Here is a 26,447-nt window from a genome sequence, read left to right as displayed (position 1 = left end):
AATGATTTTAGATTTTGGCTGGATTGGCGGAGTAGAAGGCAATTGGCGAAAATATAATGCTCCCCGACAATTTTAAGGTTATTGTGCTTGAGTTGTGGTGACATGATCCCGTCGCTTTCTCAGCCCCCCTGCTACTGCTTTTTTAACCTTCGTTATCTTACTACAAGTAACCATTGTTTTGATAGCTAAAGCTAGTGAGCGCTTCTCAGACTACCACATATTACCGAATTTTGTTGACCATGACAAATTTTCTTTTCTATGATAGGATTTCAGGATACAGGGTTCAAAGTAATGAGGTGCGCCGATTTTCTTCCCCGTTTCCTGTTCCCTCAAAGCGATAACAGACCTTGCGACATCATGGTGAAAAATGTTCGATATATGTTACATTTTGTACTCGGCTTCCTTGCGCCCCTACAGTGGGTCAAATTCGGTTTCTGTAGGGGCATAAAGCATACGCCTTCCCCTAGATAACCTTTTTTTATCATCACAAATGCGGGAGAGTCATGAGTAGAAATATGAAAACAATTTACCCACTTTCACCGGGACAAGAAGCAATGTGGTTAATCTGCCAAATTGCTCCGGAGAGCGTTGCTTATAATATATTTATTACTGCAAAAATTCATGCTTATTTAGAGATTGCTGTTGTCAATCGTGTCTGGCAAAAAATTATTGAAAAGCACCCAATTCTGAGAACCACCTATACCAGTTATGAAGGCAAACCGGTACAGCAGGTTAACCAGCAAGAGAATTTTAAGGTTGAGGTAATAGATGCCAGCGACTGGAGCGAAGACCAATTAGCAGAAAAAATCTATGCTATTGCTGACCGCCCTTTTAACTTAGAAAAAGATTCAGTTTTGCGGGTGAATTTATTTACTCGTTCAGCAGCAGAACACATTCTCTTGCTGACAATGCACCACATTGCTGGTGATATGTGGTCTTATGATTTACTGCTGAGGGAATTTCAAGCTTTATATCCCGGGGAAGTGGAGCAAGTTAGTCAACAGCAGACAGAAACAGCCCCAGATTCTTGGAATGAAAATAAAACCTATGCAAATTTTGTCCAATGGCAAGCAGCAATGCTATCGGGTAATAGGGGAGAAAAACTGTGGCAATATTGGCAACAACAATTAGCTGGCGAATTGCCAATTTTGCATCTGCTTCCCGACAAACCCCGCCCCCCAGTAAAGACTTATCAAGGAGCCTCATACATTGTCAAGCTAGATGAACAGTTAACCGAAAAACTCGGGCATCTAGCTTTAACCTTGAACACCAGCCTTTATCAGATTCTGCTCACAGCATTTTACGTGCAACTTTACCGTTACACTAATCAAACAGATATTCTTATAGGTAGTCCGATGAGAGGTCGGACGGCTAAAGAATTTAAAGAGATTGTTGGCTACTTTTCCAACCTGACCGTTTTAAGAGTTTCTGTTCAGGAGAATGCCACATTTACAGAACTTCTGGCTCAAGTTGGCAAAATAGTTAGACAAGCACAAAAGCATCAAGATTACCCATTTTCTTGGTTAGCAGATAAACTCCAGCCACAACGAGATACTAGCCGTTCGCCTTTATGTCAAGTAAGTTTTGCTTGGCAAGCACAAACTTGGTGTGAAGCAAAAAATAATTCCTTGCATTGGCAAAAATTAGTGTTACCAATGGAGCCATACTTGAAAGGACAACGAGGCGGACACTTGGATTTAAGTTTAATGGTAAGGGAAGCGAAAGGGGAGATTGAGCCGTGTTGGCAATATAACACCGACTTATTTGATGCCGCTACCATTGAGCGTATGGCCAAGCATTTTGTCAGACTGCTCAACTCTATTGTGCTGAACCCACAGCAGCCAATTTCCCAATTATTAATGCTCACAGAAGTTGAGCAGCAGCAGTTACTTTTTGAGTGGAATAATACTCAGGCTGACTATCCATTAGATAAGTGTATTCATCAATTGTTTGAGGAACAGGTGGAACGAACTCCTGATAATATAGCGGTCGTGTTTGAAGACCAGCAGTTAAATTATCGGGAGTTGAATGCCAGAGCGAACCAGTTAGCTCATTACCTGCAAAATTTGGGGGTGGGACCAGATGTGTTGGTGGGAATTTGTGTCGAGCGTTCGCTAGAAATGATGGTAGGACTGCTAGGTATTTTGAAAGCAGGTGGAGGTTATTTACCAATTGACCCTGAGTATCCAACTGAGCGTTTACTGTATATACTCCAAGATGCTCAAGTTAGAGTTCTATTAACCCAAAAACATTTAATCGCAGGACTTCCAAAACACCAATCAGAACTCGTTTGTTTAGATACTGACTGGTCGTTTATCACTCAAGCACAGGAATCAAATCCCGGCTGTGAAGTTCAACCGGAAAACTTAGCTTATGCAATCTACACTTCAGGTTCAACAGGAGAGCCAAAGGGAGTGATGATTCAGCATTCCTCCGTTGTCAATCTTGCTCACGGACTGCATCAAGCTATTTATGCTCACCATCAGATTTCCCCATTGCGAGTCAGCATCAATGGTTCTTTAGCTTTTGACACTTCCGTGAAACAGATTATCCAACTGATATATGGTCATAGCCTGAACATTGTGCCAGAAAAGGTGCGATTTGATGGCCATGCCATGTTATCCTACCTGCGGCAGCAAAAAATAGATGTATTGGATTGCACACCATCGCAACTGAGGCTACTGATTTCAGTAGGATTGCTGGACAGTGACAATCATCCTCAATCTGTTTTGGTGGGAGGAGAAGCCATTGATGAATCTATGTGGGCAACTTTGGCAAAGGCTCAAAACATTAATTTCTATAACGTTTATGGACCGACAGAATGCACTGTGGATACCACAATCTGTTTGATCACAGCTAACCTCAAACCAGTGATTGGTCGTCCTATTGCTAACGTACAAACCTATATTTTAGACGAATATTTACAACCTGTTCCTGTTGGTGTGCCTGGGGAATTACACATAGGCGGTGCGGGATTAGCGAGAGGCTATCTCAATTGTCCAGAGTTAACCAATGAGAAATTTATCTCTCATCCCTTCCATCAGACAACAGAAAGCAGATTATATAAAACAGGAGATTTAGCTCGTTATTTACCGGATGGCAATATCGAATACTTAGGACGTATTGATAACCAGGTAAAAATTAGAGGATTCCGCATTGAATTAGGAGAAATTGAAGCGGTTCTGAGTCAGCATAATTATGTAGAAACAACTTGTGTCACCGCTCGTGAAGATAGTCCAGGAATAAAACGCCTAGTTGCTTACATCGTGCCGCCCAAAAATGTCACCCCAAGCACAAATGAACTGCGGCAATTTCTCAAAGCTAGGCTCCCAGATTACATGATTCCTAGTGCTTTTGTTACCTTAGAAACCTTACCTTTAACCCCCAATGGCAAATTAGACCATCGTGCTTTACCTGAACCCAACTTGCGTGGGGAGATAGAATTGAATTTTGTTGCTCCTCGTAACCTAGAAGAAGAAATATTAGCCACAATCTGGTCACAAGTTTTGCGAGTAGAGCCAGTAGGTATCTATGATAACTTCTTTGAACTGGGGGGCGATTCCATCCTGACTATTCAAATCATTACTAGAGCCAGAAAAGCAGGATTAGAGTTAACCCCCAAACAATTATTTACCCATCAAAGTATCGCCGAATTAGCCACAGTAGCAACAAGAGTCACCGAGTCACAAACAGAACCAGAAATAGTGAATCCTCCGCCGCCTGAAGCGGATACTGGAGATTACACCGCCCAAGATTTCCCCTTATTAGAAATCGACCAAATAGAACTAGAACAAATATTAGCTCAACTGTAACGATGAACTCCCAGATGAATAACACAAATAGACAAAATGTAGCCGATATTTATCCCCTATCGCCGATGCAACAGGGGATGTTGTTTCATAGCTTGTATGAGCCAGATGCAGATGTATATTTCGTCCAATTCAGTTGTAATTTAAAGGGCAATGTCGATACAACAATATTTGAGCAAGCTTGGCAAAGATTAGTAGAAAAGTATGTCGTTTTCCGTACAGCTTTTATTTGGGAATCATTGAGCCAACCTGTACAAGTAGTGTATCGACAAGTAACTGTGAGAGTCGCTACATTTGATTGGCAACATTTAACCGCACAACAGCAAGAACAGGAATTAGCAGTTTTTTTGGAGAGTGATCAGCAAAAATCCCTAGAATTGTCTGAAGCTCCATTAATGCGCCTAAATCTGATCAAGTTGGATAAAAATACCTATCAATTTGTTTGGAGTAGTCATCATTTATTACTTGATGGTTGGTCTTTATCTTTAGTGATTAAAGATTTTTTAAAGATTTATCAAGAAATTTCTCAAAATCAGATTAGCACTGATCAACCTGTTGTCAGCTATCGCCAATATATTGCTTGGCTACAGCAACAGGAACAAAAACCAGCCGAAGAATTTTGGCAACAAAAACTGCAAGGTTTTACTGCTCCTACTCCTTTGGTCATAGAAAGATCAGCGAATTCAAAAAATAGCAACGTCTATAAAAAACAGCAAATTCAGTTCCCCGCTTCAACCACAGCTACCTGCCAATCTTTTGTTAGGAAAAATCGCTTAACACTGAATAATTTAGTGCAAGCAACTTGGGGATTATTGCTATCGCGCTATAGCCAAGAAACAGACATAGTATTTGGTGCGACTGTATCTGGTCGTGAGACATCTATTGCTGGTATTGAAGCAATGGTGGGATTATTTATTAATACCTTGCCCATGCGAATCCAAGTTAAACCAGACACCTCAGCACTGACTTTATTGAAAGATTTACAAGCTCAGTTAGTTGAGTCTAATCAATACTCATATAGTTCATTAGCAGAGATTCAAACTTGGAGTGAAATCCCTAGAAGTGCATCTTTATTTGACAGTATAGTTGTTTTTGAAAATTATCCAGTTGACGCTACTGCGGTCTTAGGTAATGATAGTTTTTATCTGGAAAATATTCAGGTCTCTCAACAAACTAATTATCCTCTAACATTAATTGCGCTCCCTGGGGATCAATTACAGGTGCGAATTAGCTATGATACTAACCGATTTGATGATGGGACAATTACTCGCCTATTGGGGCATTTTCAAACCTTGTTGGAGGGAATTGTCGCCAATCCAGAGGCGCGAGTTTCTCAATTACCTCTGCTGACAGAATCTGAGAAAAATCAATTATTAATAGACGGTCATAATCCGCAGGTTGATTACCCAGTTACTAAGTGTCTTCACCAGTTATTTGAAGAGCAGGTAAAACGCACACCCGAAGCGGTAGCAGTTGTATATTCAGATCAACAATTAACCTACAATGAATTAAATAATCGAGCTAATCATTTAGCGCATTATTTGCAATCTTTGGGAGTAAAACCTGATCAATTAGTGGGTATTTGTCTTGAACGTTCTTTAGAGATGATTGTGGGTTTATTGGGGATATTAAAAGCGGGTGCTGCTTATGTTCCTCTTGACCCTGAATATCCGATTGAACGGTTAAGCTTCATGTTAGAAGATGCTCAATTATCAGTGCTGTTAACGCAACAAAAGCTAGGAGAAACTCTACCCCAACATCAAGCGCAGATTATTTATTTAGATACCGACTGGGAAAAAATCGCTGAAAACAGCCAGTCAAATCCAGAAAACACGGTCACTCCAGATAACTTAGCTTATGTTATCTACACTTCCGGTTCCACAGGTAAACCGAAAGGGGTGTTAGTCAATCACTCCAATGTCGTGCGATTATTTGCCGCTACAGATGCTTGGTATAATTTTAGTAGTCAAGATGTCTGGAGTCTATTTCATTCCTACGCTTTTGACTTTTCGGTGTGGGAAATGTGGGGAGCTTTGTTATATGGTGGACGCTTGGTAGTTGTCCCCTACTTAATAACTCGTTCCCCCGAAGCATTTTATCAGCTATTATGTCAAAAAAAAGTCACAATTCTCAATCAAACTCCTACCGCTTTCCGTCAGTTAATTCAAGCTGAAGAATCCTTAAAAGGAAGTTTTCTCCCCTTATCAAGGGGGGTTAGGGGGGATCGTTCATCGACAACAGATAACGATTTAAGCTTACGTTTGGTTATTTTTGGAGGAGAAGCTTTAGAAATTAACAGTTTACAACCTTGGTTTCAGCGTCATGGCGACCAATGCCCCCAATTAGTTAATATGTACGGAATTACAGAAACTACCGTTCATGTCACCTATCGACCATTAAGTATGACCGACTTGGATAGTACAGCTAGTGTGATTGGTCGTCCCATTCCCGACTTACAAGTATATTTACTAGACCAATATTTACAACTTGTACCGGTTGGTGTACCCGGGGAGATGTATGTGGGGGGTGCCGGAGTAACAAAAGGTTATCTCAATCGTCCTGAATTGACCAAAGAAAGGTTTATTTCTAGTCCTTTTGAGAAGGATGAAGTGATCCCCCCAAACCCCCTTAATAAGGGGGGCAATGAGCCGTCAAAATTATATAAAACGGGAGATTTAGCCCGTTATTTACCCAAGGGAGAATTAGAATATTTAGGACGCATTGACAATCAAGTTAAGATTCGGGGTTTTCGGATTGAGTTGGGGGAAATAGAAGCATTATTAGCATCTCATCCCCAGATTTGGGAAACAGTAGTAATAGTGAGGGATGATACAACAGGAGATAAGCGTCTTGTGGCCTACATTGTGCCACAATCGGAAAAAATAATTACCATTAACGAAATACGGCAATTTCTGAAAGCTAAATTACCCGATTACATGATACCTAATGCTTTCGTTATCTTAGATGCCTTACCCCTTACTGCTAATGGAAAAATAGATCGTCGAGCTTTACCACCACCAGAATCTAGTAGTGAACCATCAGAAAAATATGTTGCTCCGCGTAACCCGATCGAGGATATATTAGTAACTGTTTGGTCAGAAGTGCTAAAAGTCGAGAAAGTGGGTATAAATGATAACTTCTTTGAACTGGGAGGACATTCCCTACTAGCCACTAAATTAGTAGCACAGATCCGCGATCGCTTGAAAGTTGAACTTCCCCTACGTCAGTTATTCAACTCGGCCACACTAGCAGAATTAGCCCAAGGGATTGAACAGTTAAAACAGGAAAAATCCGATACCATCGTTCCAGCAATTTTACCAAGAAAAAGAAAATGAATTTTGAAGAATTACCCCTATCTTATGCCCAACAGCGTTTATGGTTCTTAGATCAATTAGAACCAAACAGTCCCTTTTATAATATTTCCCTGGCCTTGCATTTAGCAGGAAATCTCCAAGTAGATGTCCTCGAAAAAAGCCTACAAGAAATTATTCAGCGCCATGAGTCCCTCCGCACAAATTTCGCCACTATTGAGGGAAATCCTGTACAAGTAATTAAACCAGAAAGTAATTGGCAATTAACGCTTGTCAATGGGAAAGACAGCCCAAAATATCGAGAAGAGCAGGAAATAAAAAAATGGCTAGAAACTCACAGCCATCAACCTTTTGATTTAGCCAATGACTCCCTAATTAGAGCCACCCTACTGCAATTATCAGACACAGAACATTTCTTGCTGATTTGTCTGCATCATATTGTCTCTGATGGTTGGTCAATGGGGGTATTTATTGAGGAATTGACAACCCTTTATAATGCCTATACTAAAGGTTTAGAACCTCTTTTACAAGAGTTACCAATCCAGTACGCAGATTTTGCAATTTGGCAAAGGGAATATTTACAGGGAGAAATCCGACAAAATCAGTTAAATTACTGGCAAAAACAGTTAGCAGCAGCACCCGCTTTATTACATCTACCTACGGATTATCCCCGTCCTCTAGAACAAAGTTTTCAGGGAGATCGGATAAAATGTATCCTTTCTCCAGAACTTAGTCAAGGGTTAAATAAGCTGAGTCGGGAAAAAGGTGTCACCTTATTTATGACCCTCCTGACCGCATTTCAGACTCTACTCTATCGTTACACAGGACAAACAGATATTTTAGTCGGTACTCCCATCGCTAACCGTACTCGTAGCGAATTAGCTGGGTTAATCGGCTTTTTTGTCAATACCTTAGTCTTAAGAACAGATTTAGCAGGAAATCCCACTTTTAGCGAGTTATTAAAACAGGTACGAGAAACAGCAACGGATGCTTACGACCATCAAGATTTACCTTTTGAGATGTTAGTAGAGGCCCTACAACCTGAAAGAAATATGAGTTATACTCCTTTATTTCAGGTGATGTTTGGTTTAGATAATGAAATTGTAGATAGCATAGATTTAGAAGGAATAAAAGCCACTCGTCAGCCTTTAGAATTTAAGACATCTAAGTTTGACTTAAGTTTATCTATACAGGTAAAAGAAGCTGGATTAACTGCGATTTGGGAATATAATACAGATCTGTTTGACAAAAGCACAATTGAGCGACTATCAGAGCATTTTGTTAACCTATTAACTGGGATTATTGCTAATCCAGAACAAACCGTTAGCCAATTACCATTACTGACAGAAAGTGAGCGCAATCAGTTATTATTTGATTGGAATCAGACTAAAATTGACTACAAGAATGAATTGTGTCTGCATCAGTTGTTTGAACAACAAGTAAAACAGAATCCACAGGCGATCGCAGTTAAATTAGAAAATGAATTTTTCACCTATCAAGAATTAAATAATCGTGCTAATCAATTAGCCCATTACCTACAATCTTTAGGGGTAAAAGCCGATAGTTTAGTCGGGATTTTTGTTGAACGTTCCCTAGACATGATTATCGGAATCCTGGGAATACTTAAAGCAGGGGGAGCTTACGTTCCTTTAGATATTAATTATCCAAAAGAGCGAATTACCTATATTCTTGAAGATACTCAACTTAGTATTCTCCTGACTCAATCACAACTTCTGGAACAATTACCAGCATTTCAAGGAATAACCATCTGTTTAGACCAAGACTGGTCAACAATTGCCAAACAGAGTACAGTTAACCCTTTGGTAGAAGTTGATCAGCACAATTTAGCCTATATTATCTACACCTCTGGCTCCACAGGTCAACCCAAAGGGGTAATGATTGAACATCGCTCAGTAGTCAACTATATCCTGACTACTATTCGAGAGTATGGTATTACCTCAGAGGATCAAATTCTGCAATTTTCCTCTATCTGCTTTGATGCTTCTGTTGAAGAAATCTTTGTTAGTTTGTTATCGGGTGCGACCTTGGTATTGCGAACAGAAGAGATGTTGCGCTCTAGTGAGGATTTTTGGCAATGTTGTCAAAAATGGCAATTAACAGTTTTGGGTATTCCTACTGCTTATTGGCATCAATTAGCCTCTGAACTAACTCCTGCTAATCTGCCAATTCTCTCAAATATTAAAGTAATTTTTATTGGAGGGGAAGCAATTCAAACAGCAAAAGTGAAGCAATGGCAAACAGTTACAGGACATTATTCCCCTCTTCCTCGACTATTCAATGGTTACGGACCAACGGAAGCAACCATTGCAACGACTCTCTCCGAATTTACTTCACCAACTATAACCAATATTCCCATTGGGCGACCCATCAGTAATACTCAGGTTTATATTCTCGATGCTTTCTTACAACCTGTTCCTGTGGGGGTAGCTGGAGAATTACATATTGGTGGTATGGGATTAGCGCGGGGTTATTTTAATCGTCCAGAGTTAACACAAGAGAAATTTATCCCTAATTCTTTTGAGAAGGATGAAGTGATCCCCCCAACCCCCCTTAATAAGGGGGGCAATGAGCCGTCAAAATTATATAAAACGGGAGATTTATGTCGGTATTTACCCGACGGTAATATTGAGTATTTAGGACGGATTGACAATCAAGTAAAAATTCGGGGTTTTCGCATTGAATTGGGAGAAATTGAAACCGTTCTTAGTCAGCACAATGCAGTAAAAACGGCTGTTGTTATTGCCCAAGAAGATGAGACAAATCAGAAACGTTTAGTCGCCTATATTATTCCCCAAATAGAGATTATTTCCGCCCCAAAAGAGGAAAATTCGCTTAATGTTACTGAACTGCGGCAATTCCTGAAAGCTAAGTTACCAGAGTATATGATTCCTAGTGCCTTTGTCATTTTGGAATCCCTACCCTTAACGCCTAATGGTAAAATCGATCATCGTGCTTTACCGGCTCCCGAATTCCAAAGCCAAGAGCAGTATATCGCGCCGCGTAACCCCATTGAGGAGATATTATCCTCGATTTGGGCAAAAGTGTTAAAAGTTGCACAGGTGGGGATTCACGACAACTTCTTTGAGTTAGGTGGACATTCATTATTAGCAACGCAACTAATTTCGCGCATCCGTGAGGCTTTTCAGGTAGAAATGCCCTTACGCGAGTTATTTGTTGCACCGACAATAGCCGAATTGTCCCAAGAAATAAAACGGCTTTCCGAAGGAGAACAACTAACTGAACTGCCGATTTTACCCAGGGACAAAACAGCAGAATTACCCCTATCTTTTGCTCAGACTCGTCTCTGGTTTTTGGCTGAATTTGAGTCGAATAGTTCTTTTTATAATATCCCCCTAGCCTTGCGTTTAGAAGGAACTTTAAACTCAGAAATCTTAATCCAGAGTTTAGAAGAAATTTGCGATCGCCATGAGGCTTTACGCACCAACTTCATTACCGTTGATGGTATCCCTACTCAGGTTGTACAAGCACGAACCTGGACAGTTACGGTTGTGGATTTACAGCATTTATCTGGTAGTGAACAAGCAATTGCCTCCCAAGAGTTAGCACAAAACCAAGCGATTCAACCCTTTGACTTAGCCGGTGAACCCTTAATCAGAACCACTTTAGTGGTGTTATCTGAAACGGAACACCTCTTATTAGTCTGTATGCACCACATTGTCAGTGATGGCTGGTCAATGGGGGTATTTATTCAGGAACTAACCGCCCTCTATAATGCCTATATTCAGGGTTTATCTTCGCCTCTAAATCCCCTATCTATCCAGTATGGAGATTTTACCCTTTGGCAAAGACAATGGCTGCAGGGAGAGGTATTGCAACAGCAACTAGACTACTGGCAAAAACAGTTAGCCGGCGCACCGGCCCTCCTATCTTTACCAACAGATAGACCTCGACCCAATCAACAAAGTTTTGCTGGGGGACATTTACCCTTTAGCCTTTCCCTAGAATTAACCGAAAAACTAACCCAATTAACCCAGGAACAGGGTGTCACCTTATTTATGACCCTGTTAACAGCTTATGCTGTCTTACTTTACCGTTATACAGAACAGGAAGACATCTTAATTGGTACTCCCATTGCTAACCGTAATCGCAGTGAAATTGAAGGTTTAATCGGCTTTTTTGTCAATACTTTGGTCTTGCGAATTGACTTGTCAGGCAAGCCCAATTTTAATCAGTTATTGGGTCGAGTACGAGAAATGGCAATGGATGCCTATGCTCATCAGGATTTGCCCTTTGAAATGTTAGTAGAAGTCCTACAACCTGAACGAGATTTAAGTCACGCACCTTTATTTCAAGTGGATTTTCTGCTGCAAAATAGTCCCCCGTCTCCCTTAGAACTAACAGGATTAACCGCCACTCCCCTCACCACAGAAAATGAGACGGCCAAATTTGATCTAACCCTGGCGATGGAGAATACCGGTGCAGAATTAAAAGGGGTATGGGAATATAATACCGATTTATTTGATCGCAGTACCATTGAGCGATTAACAGGGAATTTTATCACCTTGCTAGAAGCATTGGTTGTTAACCCGCAGCAGCCAATTTTCCAACTACCATTATTAACCGAAGTAGAGGCAAAAGAATTATTAAAAGACTGGAATGCCACCGAAAAAGACTATCCTTTCCATCATTGTGTTCATCATTTATTTGAAGAACAAGCGGCACGAACACCGGCTGCAGTAGCAGTGGTATTTGAAGGTCAAGAATTAACCTATCAAGAATTAAATATCCAGGCGAATCAATTAGCCCATTATTTACAATCTTTGGGGGTAAATTCAGAAGTTTTAGTTGGCATTTATCTAGAGCGGTCGCTGTTAGTTATTGTCGGATTATTAGCAGTTCTCAAAGCTGGAGGAGCCTATATACCTTTAGATCCAGATTATCCCCAGCAACGGTTGACTTATATGGCAGAAGATGCCCAAATTTCTCTACTGCTAACTCAAGAAAGTTTACTCGATTCTTTGCCAGTAGAAGATGTGGGGGTAATTGTCTTAGATAAATTAGCCGAGATTTTGACAGTTCAAAGTCCAGAAAATCCCCTCAGTGAAGTGGTTCCAGAAAATCTACTATGCCTATTATATACATCTGGTTCAACCGGTAAACCTAAAGGAGTGATGTTAACTCACGCAGCCTTAGTTAATCATAGTTGGGGCATTAGTGAAGTATTCGGTTTAACAGAATCTGATCGCGTTTTACAGTTTGCTTCCTTTGGCTTTGATGTCGCTGCGGAAGAAATTTTCCCCACCTGGTTAAAAGGTGGCACAGTGGTTTTAAGACCAGGGCAAATGTTCCCAACTTTGACTGATTTTGCCGATTTTATCGAACAAGAAAGCCTCACCGTTTTAAATATTACCCCCGCCTATTGGCATGAATGGGCAATCGCCGTTTCCCAATCATTAGCTACTGTACCATCCAGTCTGCGGGTCGTCGCCGTGGGAGGGGATGCAGTGTTACCAGAAACCGTCAATATTTGGCGACAAATGGTCGGAAAACGGGTTCAATGTATTAATGTATATGGCCCCACAGAAGCGTCTGTAACCGCCATAGTTCATGATTTGCTAGATTATCAGTCAGAAAAAATCAATTCAGTGCTGATTGGTCGTCCTATTGCTAATACCAAAGCATATATCCTAGATCAAAATCTGCAACCTGTACCCATTGGAGTTAAGGGAGAATTGCATTTATGCGGTGTTCGTTTAGCGCGGGGTTATCTGAATCGTCCCGAATTAACTGCTGAAAAATTTATTGACAATCCCTTTGCTCATTCACCGTTCAATCGGTTGTATAAAACGGGAGATTTAGCGCGTTATTTACCCGATGGTAATATTGAATGTTTTGGCCGGATTGACAATCAAGTTAAAATTCGCGGATTCCGTATTGAGTTAGGAGAAATTGAAGCGGTACTTAACCAAAATATTGATGTACAAACATCTTGTGTGATTATTCGGGAAGATACTCCGGGGGATAAATATTTAGTCGCCTACATAGTAGCTCATTACGAACGCATACCGATGATTAGTGAACTGCGTCAGTTTCTGTCCAGTAAATTGCCTTTGTATATGGTTCCTCAAGCTTTTGTTTTTCTGGAATCTTTACCCCTTACTACTAATCGTAAAGTAGATCGTCGCGCTTTACCCGCACCAGATAAAATAGGAAATCGCCGGGATCAATATGTAGCACCACGCAATGGAATTGAAGAGATGTTGGTGCAAATTTGGACAGAAATACTCAAAATAGAGCAAGTGGGAATTTATGATAATTTCTTTGAAATTGGCGGCCATTCTCTCCTCGCAACTCAATTAGTTTCTCGGATTCGGAGTTTATTTAAAATAGAACTACCTTTGCGGAGTTTATTTGGTGCAGCTACGGTAGCCGAATTAGCGCATCTTATTGGACAATTACAGCAGCAAAATCTCACTCTAACAGTACCCCCGATTTTACCGAGAACTAAGGATACAGAACTACCTCTATCTTTTGCTCAACAGCGTTTATGGTTTTTAGATCAATTGCAACCAAATAGCGCTTTATATAATATACCGATGGTGTTGCATTTCCGAGGCAACCTCAATCAAAAGGCCTTAGAACAAAGTTTACGAGAAATTTGTAATCGCCATGAAGTATTACGGACTAATTTTGTCACGATTGATGGACAACCGACTCAGATTATTCAAACAACAAGGGAGACAATATCGGTCGTTGATTTACAAGATTTACCCATCCAGGAGCAAGAAGAAAAAACACAGCAATTAAAGCAAAAACAAGCCACTCAACCCTTTAATTTAGCCAAAGAATCTTTAATCAGAATCACTTTATTGGTGCTATCGGAGACGGAACATCTCTTATTAGTGTGTATGCACCACATTATTAGTGATGGTTGGTCAATCGAAGTATTTATTCACGAACTGACCAGCTTATATAATGCTTACACTCAAAATCATCCCGCAAATTTAGCTCCTTTACCGATTCAGTATGCAGATTTTGCACTCTGGCAAAAACAATGGTTACAAGGGGATGTCCTGCAAACTCAATTAAATTACTGGCAAAATCAACTAACAGCTGCACCCCCTTTATTATCGCTTCCCACAGACCACCCTCGACCTGCGGTGCAAAGCTTTGTCGGTACTCAGCAAGAATTTTCCCTTTCCCCCAAACTTAGCCAAGCTTTGACAGAATTGAGTCGCCAACAAGGGGTGACATTATTTATGACGCTGTTGGCTGCTTTTGATGCTTTATTGTATCGTTATACAGGGTCAAGTGATATTTTGGTAGGAACTCCCATTGCTAATCGTAATCGCGGCGAAATTGAGGGTTTAATCGGCTTCTTTGTTAATACTTTAGTGATGCGGACGGATTTATCAGATAATCCGAGTTTTAGTCAGTTATTAACCCGAGTTCGGGAAGTGACAATGGATGCTTACGCGCATCAAGACTTACCCTTTGAAATGTTAGTCGAAGCGTTGCAACCGGAACGGGATTTGAGCCATACTCCCCTATTTCAAGTCGCTTTTGTCCTGCAAAATACACCCAAGTCTGAGATTGCAATGACGGGATTAACGGTGACAGATTTGCCTCCAGAAAATACCACAGCTAAGTTTGATTTAACCTTAGCTATGGTTAACACCGATGATGGATTAAAAGGTGTCTGGGAATATAATACTGATTTGTTTGAAAGTAGCACTATTGAGCGATTATCAGGGCATTTTCTCAACTTATTAGGGGGAATTGCGGCTAATCCTCAAGCGCGGATTTCCCAATTACCCTTACTGACAGAAAGTGAGACTAATCAGTTATTAATTGAGTGGAACAATACTCAAGTTGACTATCCTGAGTATAAGTGTATTCATCAGTTATTTGAGGAACAGGTAAAACGCACACCCGACGCGGTAGGAGTGGTCTGTTCCCAGCAACAATTAACCTACAATGAGTTAAATTGTCGTGCTAATCAATTAGCTCATTATCTGCGGAAATTAGGCGTAAAAGCTGATACTTTAGTCGGTATTTCCCTTGAGCGTTCCTTAGAGATGATTGTCGGATTATTGGGGATATTAAAAGCGGGTGGTGCATATCTACCTCTCGACCCAGATTATCCCAGTGAACGGCTACAATTTGCCATCGCTGATGCTCAACTGTCATTATTGCTAACTCAAGAGGGATTAATCGATAAACTACCCGAACATCAAGCGCGGCTAATCTTGTTAGACAGATTCACAGAAGAAATTAACCAAAACAGCCAAGATAACCTAACAGGAGTAGTAACAGCCAATAATTTAGCTAATCTCATTTATACCTCTGGTTCTACCGGAAAACCTAAAGGGGTAATGGTGGAACATCGGGGACTATTTAACCTAGCTCAAGCGCAAATTAAAACGTTTAACTTACATTCAAACTCTCGCATTCTCCAGTTTGCTTCCCTCAATTTTGATGCTTCTATCTGGGAAATTATCATGGCAATAGGAGCAGGTGCAACCCTTTATTTAGACACCAAAGACGCTTTAATGCCTGGGTTGCCATTAATGGGGCGATTAAAAGATTATGGTATTACTCATGTTACTTTACCCCCCTCAGCCTTAGCGGCTTTGCCCCTAGAAGAAATCCCAGAGTTACAAACAATTATTGTGGGGGGAGAAGCTTGTTCAGAAGAATTGATCAAACAATGGGCTACGGGTAGAAATTTCTTTAATGCTTATGGACCGACAGAAACCAGCGTTTGTGCCACGGTAGAAAAATGGACAGATGAAACCCTGAAAGTAACTATTGGTCGCCCCATTGCTAACACCCAAATTTATATCTTAGACTCCCATTTACAACCTGTCCCGATTGGTGTTCCGGGAGAATTACATATTGGTGGTATGGGATTAGCGCGGGGTTATCTCAATCGTCCCGAATTAACCCAAGAAAAATTTATTCCTAATCCTTTTGAGAAGGATGAAGTGATCCCCCCAACCCCCCTTAATAAGGGGGGCAATGAGCCGTCAAAATTATATAAAACGGGAGACTTAGCCCGTTATTTACCCGATGGTAATATTGAGTATTTAGGACGGATTGACAATCAAGTAAAACTTCGCGGCTTCCGTATTGAATTAGGAGAAATTGAGGCCTTACTCAACCAAAATGAGGCGGTACAGTCTTCTTGTGTGATTGTTCGTGAAGATAATCTAGGGGATAAACGCTTAGTTGCTTACGTTGTACCGCGACCCGAAATCAACCTGACAATTAACGAAATACGGCAATTTTTGCGAGCAAAATTACCTGATTATATGGTTCCAACTGCGTTTGTCCTTCTTGATACTTTCCCCTTAACTCCCAATGGCAAAATAGACCGCCGTGCTTTACCTGTTCCCGATTTACAGAGCCAAGGTGAATATATAGCTCCCCGTAACCCCATTGAAGAAAAAATGGCGCAGATTTGGGCTGAGGTACTGAAATTAAAACGAGTCAGTATTGAGGATAATTTCTTTGAATTAGGTGGACATTCTCTGTTGGCAACTCAAGTTATTTCTCGATTACAGGAAACCTTTGAGATTGTTGTTCCCTTACGTTATCTGTTTGAATCCCCAACCATTGCTCAGTTAAGTGGGGTAATTTTAAAAGAACTGCAAACAGGTTTAGGGTTAAAGCTACCATCAATTGTACCCGTTAATCGAGAGGATGATATTCCCCTATCCTGGGCCCAGGAACGTCTCTGGTTTGTGAATCAATTAGAAGGAGAAAGTGGGGCTTATACTATTGATTTAACGATGCGTTTGCGCGGAAATCTCAATGTTAAAGCCTTAGAAAAAGCTTTCCAGGCAATTATTCAACGCCATGAACCCCTACGGACTCAATTTAAACTCAAAGATAACCAACCAATACAAGCGATCGATCCTAATGCAACCTTCACCTTACCAGTTGTCAATCTGCAAAACCTCAGCCATTCTGAGCAACAGGTAAAAAACCTGTTATTAGCAGCAGCATCCGAACCCTTTGATCTCGAATCAGGTTCAGTATTACGAGTCAAATTATGGCAAGTCAAGACAGAGGAATATGTACTATTATTAGCCATTCATCATATTGCGGCCGATGGTTGGTCAATAGGTGTTTTAATCGACGAATTATCAGTCTATTATCGAAGTTTCTGCACCGGTACAAAAGCAGATTTACCTACTTTATCGATACAGTATGCTGACTTTGCCCTGTGGCAGCGTCAATGGTTAACTAATGAAGTATTAGACCGTCAATTAAGCTACTGGAAGCAACAATTAACCGGGGTTCCCCTACTACACCAACTTCCCACAGACCGTCCCCGGCCAGCAATCCAAAGTTTTCGCGGTGGGACGGAGCGACTGCAACTAGATAGTCAACTAACGCAACAACTGAAAAAACTCAGTCAAGAGTCCGGTAGCACTATTTTTATGACATTACTAGCGGGTTTTGCTGTGTTACTATCTCGTTATAGTCAACAAACAGATGTGGTAATTGGTTCACCAATTGCTAACCGTAATCGCACCGAAATTGAAGGGTTAATCGGCTTTTTTGTCAATAGTTTAGTGTTAAGATTTGATTTATCTCAAGACCCGACCTTTGAGGATTTTCTCGCGCAGGTCAGACAAACTACTCAAGATGCTTACGACCATCAAGATTTACCCTTCGAGATGTTAGTCGAAAAATTACAAATTGAGCGCCATTTAGATCGTAATCCTTTAACACAGATAGTTTTTGCCCTTCAGAATGCTCCTAGTTCTCCCTGGGATTTACCCGGAGTAAACATTGAGGAGATACCATCGGGATTTGATTCAGTCAGGGTTGACTTAGAAGTTTACCTCTGGGATGCACCGGAAGGATTAGGCGGTTTTTGCTCTTATAACAGGGATTTATTTGATGCTGAAACCATTGTCCGTATGATGACTCATTTTAAGACTTTGTTAGCGGCAATTGTAGAAAATCCCCGTCAATCATTAGCTTCACTACCCTTATTAACCCCAGAGGAAGAGTATCAACTATTAGAGGGTTGGAATGAGACAAAAGCAGATTACTCCTATAACAAGTGTATTCATCAATTAATTGAGGAACAAGCAGCGCGTACCCCTGATGCAGTAGCAGTAGTCTTTGAAAATCAACAGTTGACCTATGCAGAATTAAATAGTCGGGCCAATCAACTAGCTCACTATTTACGCTCTTTAGGTGTAGAAACCGAGGTAATAGTCGGTTTATGTGTAGAGCGCTCTTTAGACATGATTGTGGCATTAATAGCCATCCTTAAAGCCGGTGCTGCCTATCTACCCCTTGACCCGGAATATCCTCAAGAACGCTTACAATTTATGTTAGAGGATAGTCAAGTACCCTTATTACTAACCCAAAGTTCACTGATTGATAAACTCCCAAATCATCAAGCTAAAACTGTATTTTTAGCTGAAATTTGGCAAGAAATTAAACCAATGAACTGGGATAATTTGACGGGGAAGGTAGCAGCTTCTAATTTAGCTAATGTGATTTATACTTCTGGTTCTACGGGTAAACCTAAAGGGGTGATGGTTGAACATCAAGGGTTGTGTAACCTTGCTCTGGCGCAAATTCAGACTTTTGCTGTGTCTTCTCAGAGTCGAGTGCTTCAATTTGCTTCTTTTAGTTTTGATGCCTGTATTTCAGAAGTTTTAATGGCTTTGGGAGCGGGAGCGAGACTTTATTTGGCAAGTAAAGAAAATTTAATGCCCGGTTTACCCTTAATCAAGCAATTACGGGATAATAAGATTACTCATATTACTCTACCGCCATCAGCTTTAGCGGTACTACCGTGGGAAAATCTTTCCTCTCTGCAAACTATTATTGTCGCCGGGGAAGCTTGTTCTCCTGAATTGGTGAAAAAATGGTCCCAGGGACGAAATTTCTTTAATGGTTATGGACCCACGGAAGGAAGTGTTTGTGCAACGGTAGCTAAATGTACGCCTTTTGACACAAAAATAACTATTGGTCGGCCAATTCCTCATGTGCAGGTTTATATTTTAGACTCGCATTTACAACCGGTTCCTATCGGTGTACCCGGGGAATTACATATCGGAGGAGCCGGGGTAGCCAGAGGTTATTTGAATCGCCCAGAATTGACCGCCGAGAAGTTTATCTCTAACCCGTTTGTCTCCCTTGATCCCCCCCTAACCCCCCTTGATAAGGGGGGAGAGCAGCCGTCAAAATTATACAAAACGGGAGATTTAGCCCGTTATTTACCCGATGGTCAGATTGAATATCTGGGACGGATTGACAATCAGGTTAAAGTAAGGGGTTTCCGTATCGAGTTAGGGGAAATTGAAGCAGTTTTGAGCCAACATCCCCTAGTACAAGAAGCGGTTGTGATAGCTCGCGCTGATCAGGCAAGTGATCATGATCAAGACCAGCTTAATACTAATTTGGTAGCCTACTTAGTTCCGGCTCTCAAGGGTCAAGTATTGCCCGAACAGCTTGCTCAATGGCAGAGTGAATATGTTAGTGATTGGCAAAAGATTTACGAAGAATCCTACAGTAAACCCCAACCTCAAACCGAGGACCCCACTTTTAATATTAGTGGTTGGAATAGTAGTTATACGGGACAAGCTATTCCCGCAGCAGAAATGCAGGAATGGGTTGATCAGACAGTGAGCCGAATTTTAGGAAATCAACCACCGCAACGAGTGTTAGAAATTGGTTGCGGAAGTGGCTTATTGCTATTCCGTGTGGCAAAACATTGTCAGGAATATTGGGGAGCCGATTATTCCGCTGCTACTATTAATAACCTCGAACATTTATGTGGCACAATTGAGGGTTTAGAGGGCAAAGTAAAATTATTACACCGAACAGCCGATGATTTTACCGGCATTCCCCAAGCTACTTTCGATCGAGTAGTAATTAACTCTGTTGTTCAGTATTTCCCTAGTGTGGATTATCTATTACAAGTTATCGCAGGAGCAGTCAAGACGATTGCGGATCAGGGTAAGATTTTCCTAGGTGATATCCGTAGTTTGTCCTTACTAGAGCCTTACCATGCCGCGGTACAGTTAGCTCGCGCTGAAGCTAATAAAACCCTTGAACAATGGCAAAAACAGGTGAATCAAAGTGTAGCTACCGAAGAAGAATTGTTAATTGCACCTCAGTTCTTTATTGCGCTTAAACAACGTTTTCCGCGAATTTCTTGGGTAGAAATTGCCCCGAAACGGGGTCAGGCGGACAATGAGTTAACCCAATTCCGCTACGATGTTACTTTACATCTGGATACTGATGGGCAAAAAACGGCAATTCCTTGGCTAAATTGGCAGCGGGATCGGTTTTCTTTAGGGCAAATACAAGATAAACTAAAACTGGAACAACCAGAATATTTAGGTATTAGAGATGTACCCAATCAACGATTACAAAAGGCGCTACAAATTTTAGACTGTCTAGAAAATCCTCCTGGGGTAAAAACGGTGGGAGAATTGCGGCAATTGTTAGCAAAAAATAGCGGGATAGGGATTAATCCTGAGCAAATGTGGCAACTGGGAGAACAGTTAGGTTACACTGTTCATCTCAGTTGGTGGGAAGGTAGTCAAGATGGTTCTTTCGATGTGGTTTTCTGTCGCCAGAATGCCATCTTAGAACCGATAATAAATAAAATTGATGAACAACCATACCCCAATTTTTGGGATGATGAGAGGATTATTCCCAAATCCTGGACTGATTATACGAATAATCCTCTATATGGTAAATTAGTCCAGAAGCTGATACCACAGGTGCGGGAATTTGTCCAACAAAAGCTACCTAGTTATATGGTTCCCCAGGCTTTTGTTTTGCTTAATACCCTACCTTTGACTCCTAATGGTAAAGTAGATCGGCTGGCTTTGCCTACACCCGATACAGCTACACGCAATTTAGCTACGGGATTTCTCGCACCTCGTACCCCGATTGAAACTCAAATGTCTCAAATTTGGAGTGAAGTTTTGGGAGTCGAACGTATTGGAATTAAGGATAATTTCTTTGAATTGGGAGGACATTCTTTGTTAGCGACTCAGGTTATTTCCCGTTCCCGCGATCTTTTCTCGGTGGAATTGTCTTTACAAAATCTGCTGGAATACCCAACTATCGCTAATTTAGCCCAAATCATTGAAGTTCTTACCGTTGCACCGGGAGAAACAGCTATGACTGAAAGCTTGGAAGATTATGAGGATGGTGAATTATAAAAACAGTTAAAGTTTTAGCTGATATCAATAGTTTAGCAAGACAGTTAAAACGGCAAAGGACAAATATTGATCCTAGTCAATGGCAATCTGATGTACTTTTACATCCTCAGGGCAAACTTCGTGATTTAGAGCTAATTTAACAACAACTTTGGAGGCAATTGGTAAGTGAAAGTAGGAGATTTTTTAGCGTATTTGAAGGGTTTAGACATTAAACTATGGCTGGAAGGCGAAAAACTTCGTTTTCAGGCTCCCAAAGGGGTTATGACCCCAGAAATTAAAGAAGAAATCGCCGCCAAAAAACCTGAAATTTTGGACTTTTTAAGAGCGGCAAAAATCCCAACTAATACTGTTGATTTAGAGATTATTCCCGTGTCACGGGATCAGGATTTACCCCTCTCTTTTGCTCAACAACGACTCTGGTTTCTGCAGCAACTTTCTCCCGATAGTCATTCCTATAATCTGTTGGAAGCTTTGCGGTTAGAAGGAAACCTCAATCTATTAGCTTTAGAACAAAGTCTCAGCGAACTGATTCGCCGTCACGAAATTTTAAGAACTACTTTTCCCATGGTAGAAGGGCAACCAATTCAGCGCATTGCTCCCCCTTCACCCGTCAGTTTACCCCTGGAAGATTTACAAGGTTTATCAAAGAATGAACAAACAGAACATCTGCAAGAAATAGCGATTGCTCTCTCCTTAAAACCCTTTAATCTAGCCAAGGAATCATTAGTCCAATTTAAGTTAATTAAACTCAGTTCCCAAGAGTATGTATTGCTGTTGAAGATGCACCATATTATTTACGATGGTTGGTCTTTGAGCATCTTCTTTAGTGAATTATCTCAACTTTATGCGGCCTTTGTCCAGGGTTTGCCTTCCCCTCTCGCTAAATTATCGATTCAATACGCCGATTTTGCTGTATGGCAACGTCAATGGCTCACTGGTGAAGTTTTGGAGCGTCAACTTAATTACTGGCAAAAACAGTTACAAGATGCACCTACTATTTTAGAATTGCCGACGGATTATCCCCGTCCTCCAATTCCTAGTTTCCGGGGTGATGGGCAGGTTTTTCGCCTGAATCAAGACTTAACGCAACGCCTCAAACGGTTAAGTCAGGAGTCAGGAGCAACACTATTTATGACTTTACTGGCGGCTTTTTTTGTCCTAATTTCTCGTTATAGTGGTCAATTAGATGTTTTGGTAGGTTCTCCCATCGCTAATCGTAATAGTTCGGCAATTGAGAAATTAATGGGCTTTTTTGCCAATACTTTGGCTTTAAGGGGTGATATGTCGGGAAATCCGAGTTTTCTGGAGTTATTAGAACGAGTAAAGCAAACAACTTTATCAGCTTATGCTCATCAAGATTTGCCTTTTGAAATGTTAGTAGAAAAATTACAATTAAACCGAGATTTAAGTCATAATCCTTTGATACAGGTGATGTTCTCACTGCAAAATACTCCCCAATCTGAGGCCAGTTTATCTGGCTTAAAGATGGATAGTTTGCCTTTATCTGTTGAGCTTAAAGCGCGATTTGATTTAGAGGTAAATTTTTGGGAAGTTTCTGATCGTTTAGAAGCGGTTTGGTGTTATAGTACGGATTTGTTTGCTGCCCCCACTATTAACCAAATGGGGCAACATTTTCAGAATCTCTTAACTGCGATTGCAGCTAATCCCAATATGGGAATTTTTGAGTTACAGATGTTAAGTGATGAAGAACATTATCAATTGTTATCATTGTGGAACGAAACTCACACAGATTATCCCTCTGATAAATGTATTCATCAATTATTTGAAGAACAGGTAAAACGCACACCCGACGCGGTAGCAGTGGTATGTTCAGATCAACAATTAACTTATTTAAAATTAAATAATCGAGCTAATCAATTAGCTCATTATCTGCGAAAATTAGGAGTAAAACCAGAGGAATTAGTGGGGATTTGTCTAGAGCGTTCCTTAGACATGATTGTAGGATTATTGGCTATTCTTAAAGTCGGTGGAGCTTATGTTCCTATTGACCCAGATTATCCCCAAGAACGCATTAGCTTCATGCTCCAAGATACCCAGGTTAAAGTAATATTAACCTGCGAATCTTTACAAGCTTCCTTGCCAAATCATAATGCTATTGTTGTCTGTTTAGACAAAGATTGGCAACAAATTAATCAAGCAAGTCAGCAGAATCTTAACAGCACAGTTTCTGCGGATAATTTAGCCTACGTCATTTATACTTCTGGTTCTACAGGTAAACCTAAAGGCGTTGGGGTTATTCATCGTAGCGTTAACCGTCTTTTGTTTGGCGTAAATTACGCACATCTGGATGCAACACAAAGATTTTTACAAATGGCTCCCATTGCTTTTGACGCTTCTACCTTTGAGATTTGGGGTGCTTTATTACATGGTGCGAGATGTGTGATTTTTACGGAAGATATTCCTACCGCTACAAGTTTAATAAATGCAATAGACAAACATGGCATTACTATTTTATGGCTAACGGCTGCTTTGTTCAATAAGATTATTGACGATAATTCCCAAGCTTTATCAGGAATTAAACAGCTACTAATTGGTGGAGAAGCACTTTCAGTTGCTCATGTTCATAAAGCACTGGAAACTTTGCCATTGACGCAAATTATTAATGGATATGGACCAACAGAAAGTACAACTTTTACCTGTTGCTATCCTATTCCTAAACAACTAGAGGCAACAATAAAGTCAATTCCCATTGGTTGTCCAATCTCCAACACACAGGTTTACATTTTAGATAACTATCTCCAACCTGTCCCGATTGGTGTAGTAGGAGAATTACATATTGGTGGTGCAGGATTAGCCAAAGGTTATCTCAATCGTCCCCAATTAACCCAAGAAAAATTTATTCCTAATCCTTTTGAGAAGGATGAAGTGATACCCCCAACCCTCCTTAATAAGGGGGGCAATGAGCCGTCAAAATTATATAAAACGGGAGACTTAGCCCGTTATTTACCCGATGGTAATATTGAATATGTAGGACGGATTGACAATCAAGTAAAAATTCGCGGCTTCCGTATTGAATTGGGAGAAATTGAGGCTGTACTTAGTCAAAATCATGCGGTACAGTCTTCCTGTGTGATTGTTCGTGAAGACAATCCCGGGGAAAAACAGTTAGTTGCCTATATTGTACCTAAGCTAGGAGTAAAGCTAACAAGTGGCGATTTGCGTCAATTTCTTAGCCATAAATTGCCCGGTTATATGGTTCCTGGTGCTTTTGTGATGCTGGAGTTTTTCCCTTTAACAGCTAACGGAAAAATTGATCGCCGTGCGTTAAAAGCTCCTAGTAATACCAGTGATTCAGACAGATTTATTGAAGCGCGTAATCAGTTAGAATTAAACCTCGTGCAAATCTGGTCAAAAGTGCTAAAGATTGACAAAATTAGCGTGCATGATAACTTTTTTGACCTCGGTGGTCATTCCCTTTTAGCTCCTTATTTAATCACCCAAATTAAAGAACAGTTAGGCAAAGAAATTGCCGTAACTACAATATTTCAAAACCCAACTATTGAACAGTTAGCGACCATTATCCAAACCGATGCAGATTCCTCTAACCAGTCTTGTTTGGTTCCCATTCAAACCCAGGGTTCAAAGCCTCCTTTCTTCTGTGTTCCAGGCGCTGGAGGAAGACCATTTTATTTTTACCATTTAGGACGTTGTTTAGGAAAAGATCAACCTTTCTACAGTTTTGAAAATGATCTCTATCAACAGTTTGGAGAAATCACTCGTATTGAGGATATAGCCAGTATTTATCTTCAAGCCATGCAAGATTTACAACCCCAAGGACCCTACTTTTTGGGAGGACATTCCTACGGTGGTAATGTGGCTTTTGAAATGGCTCAACAGTTGGTTAATCAGGGTCAACAAGTGGCATTACTAGCAATCATTGATTCTTCAGCACCCACTTATAAAGACAAACAAATTTTGCTTGATTATATTAATTGGGATCATGCGCGGTGGTTAGCTGAAGTCAGCAAAGGTATCGAAGTTTATTTAGATAAAACCATCGATATTTCCTATGAAACTCTTCAACTCTTAACAGTGGAGGAACAATTAAAATACGCCTTAAACTTTTTTAAACTGGCTAATATGCTTCCTCCCAATGCGGAAACTAGGCAGCTTGAAAAAATTGTCCAAGCCTATAAAACTAGCTGTTTATGTCTGATTGATTATCTCCCTAAACAGATTTATCCTGGTAAAATTACGATTATACGGGCCAGGGAGGAATTATCTGATGATCCAAATAAAGATTTAATAGCTGGAGATTGCGAGGATTCCTCTTTAGGCTGGAGTGAATTTTCTACAGAGCCAGTTGAGATTCATTTCGTACTAGGAAATCATGTCTCGATTATGGTGGAACCCCATGTCCAGATTTTAGCCGAAGAGTTAAAAGTTTGCCTTGAGATTTGATACCAAATCCGTTTTTAAGACTATGGTTAACTCCCAATCCAACTTGAAAAACCCAGTTAAGTACCTAAGAAAAATTAGTTACACATTTCGATAAAGCTTTTGCCTTTTGCCTCTTGCATGAGTGCCTATCTTCAGTAGGAAATTTATTTTGCAAGACTACTTATCAATTGTTTCTCCCCAATCTCATCTATCTTTTAAACAGGATTTAATCTAAGAACTGACGATTTTCTACAAGTTGTGTGAACGGTAAGACTAATGTAAAATGCTGCAAGGCATCTGATTGCTAGACAGCCGATTTGTATTCTTTTGCCTTACCATGGATTTTATATGAATGAAATCCCGACCAACCAATCCAACTTAGTGATTTTAGGAGTCTCATCAATGACGGAAACTACTGAAACGGCCATTCCCAATGATTTTCTCGGAATTAATCCCACAGACATCAACAAAAAACTTGTCTCCTGGGGAATTTCTCTGGATGAAGTTGTTCAAAAACTTGCTTCTCTGGGACTCCCCGGCATTATTTTCATTATTGCTGTTGCCGCATCCGGTGGTACTGCCTATCCGATGATTTACGCACTTTTTGGGTTAGGCGGTCCGCTGGGACTAATTGGTGGACTTGGGGTCTTAGGCATCTCTACCATTATTGGTGACATTGTTACGGGTTATGGCATTGAGGCACTGCTTAAAACGGTCTATCTCAAACGTCG

General features: G+C 40.6%; 4 protein-coding genes and 1 pseudogene. All 5 read left to right on the top strand.

Annotated features, from left to right (window positions below):
- Positions 1–515 precede the first annotated feature (515 nt).
- Entirely contained in the window at positions 516–3,812 is a 3,297-nt protein-coding gene (locus tag IM456_RS02210; protein ID WP_287693118.1) for a non-ribosomal peptide synthetase, read from the top strand.
- Between the two features lie 14 nt (positions 3,813–3,826).
- Positions 3,827–7,144: a non-ribosomal peptide synthetase gene (locus tag IM456_RS02205; RefSeq protein WP_287693117.1), complete on the top strand. Its 3,318-nt coding sequence runs from the start codon at positions 3,827–3,829 to the stop codon at positions 7,142–7,144.
- On the top strand, positions 7,141–21,315 hold the full coding sequence (locus tag IM456_RS02200) for a non-ribosomal peptide synthetase (protein ID WP_287693116.1): 14,175 nt from the start codon (positions 7,141–7,143) through the stop codon (positions 21,313–21,315). The genes IM456_RS02205 and IM456_RS02200 overlap by 4 nt, the downstream gene beginning before the upstream one ends.
- Before the next feature lie 165 nt (positions 21,316–21,480).
- Positions 21,481–25,737, top strand: a complete 4,257-nt coding sequence (locus IM456_RS02195) for a non-ribosomal peptide synthetase (protein ID WP_287693115.1) — start codon at positions 21,481–21,483, stop codon at positions 25,735–25,737.
- Positions 25,738–26,118: 381 nt separating this feature from the next.
- Positions 26,119–26,447, top strand: a pseudogene (locus IM456_RS02190) (hypothetical protein); the annotation flags it as partial.

Origin of the sequence: Microcystis sp. M079S1 (assembly GCF_020246425.1) — a bacterium.
Classification (GTDB): Bacteria; Cyanobacteriota; Cyanobacteriia; order Cyanobacteriales; family Microcystaceae; genus Microcystis; species Microcystis aeruginosa.
Note: the sequence above shows the minus strand (reverse complement) of the source record. Positions and strands in the feature narration are given on the sequence as shown.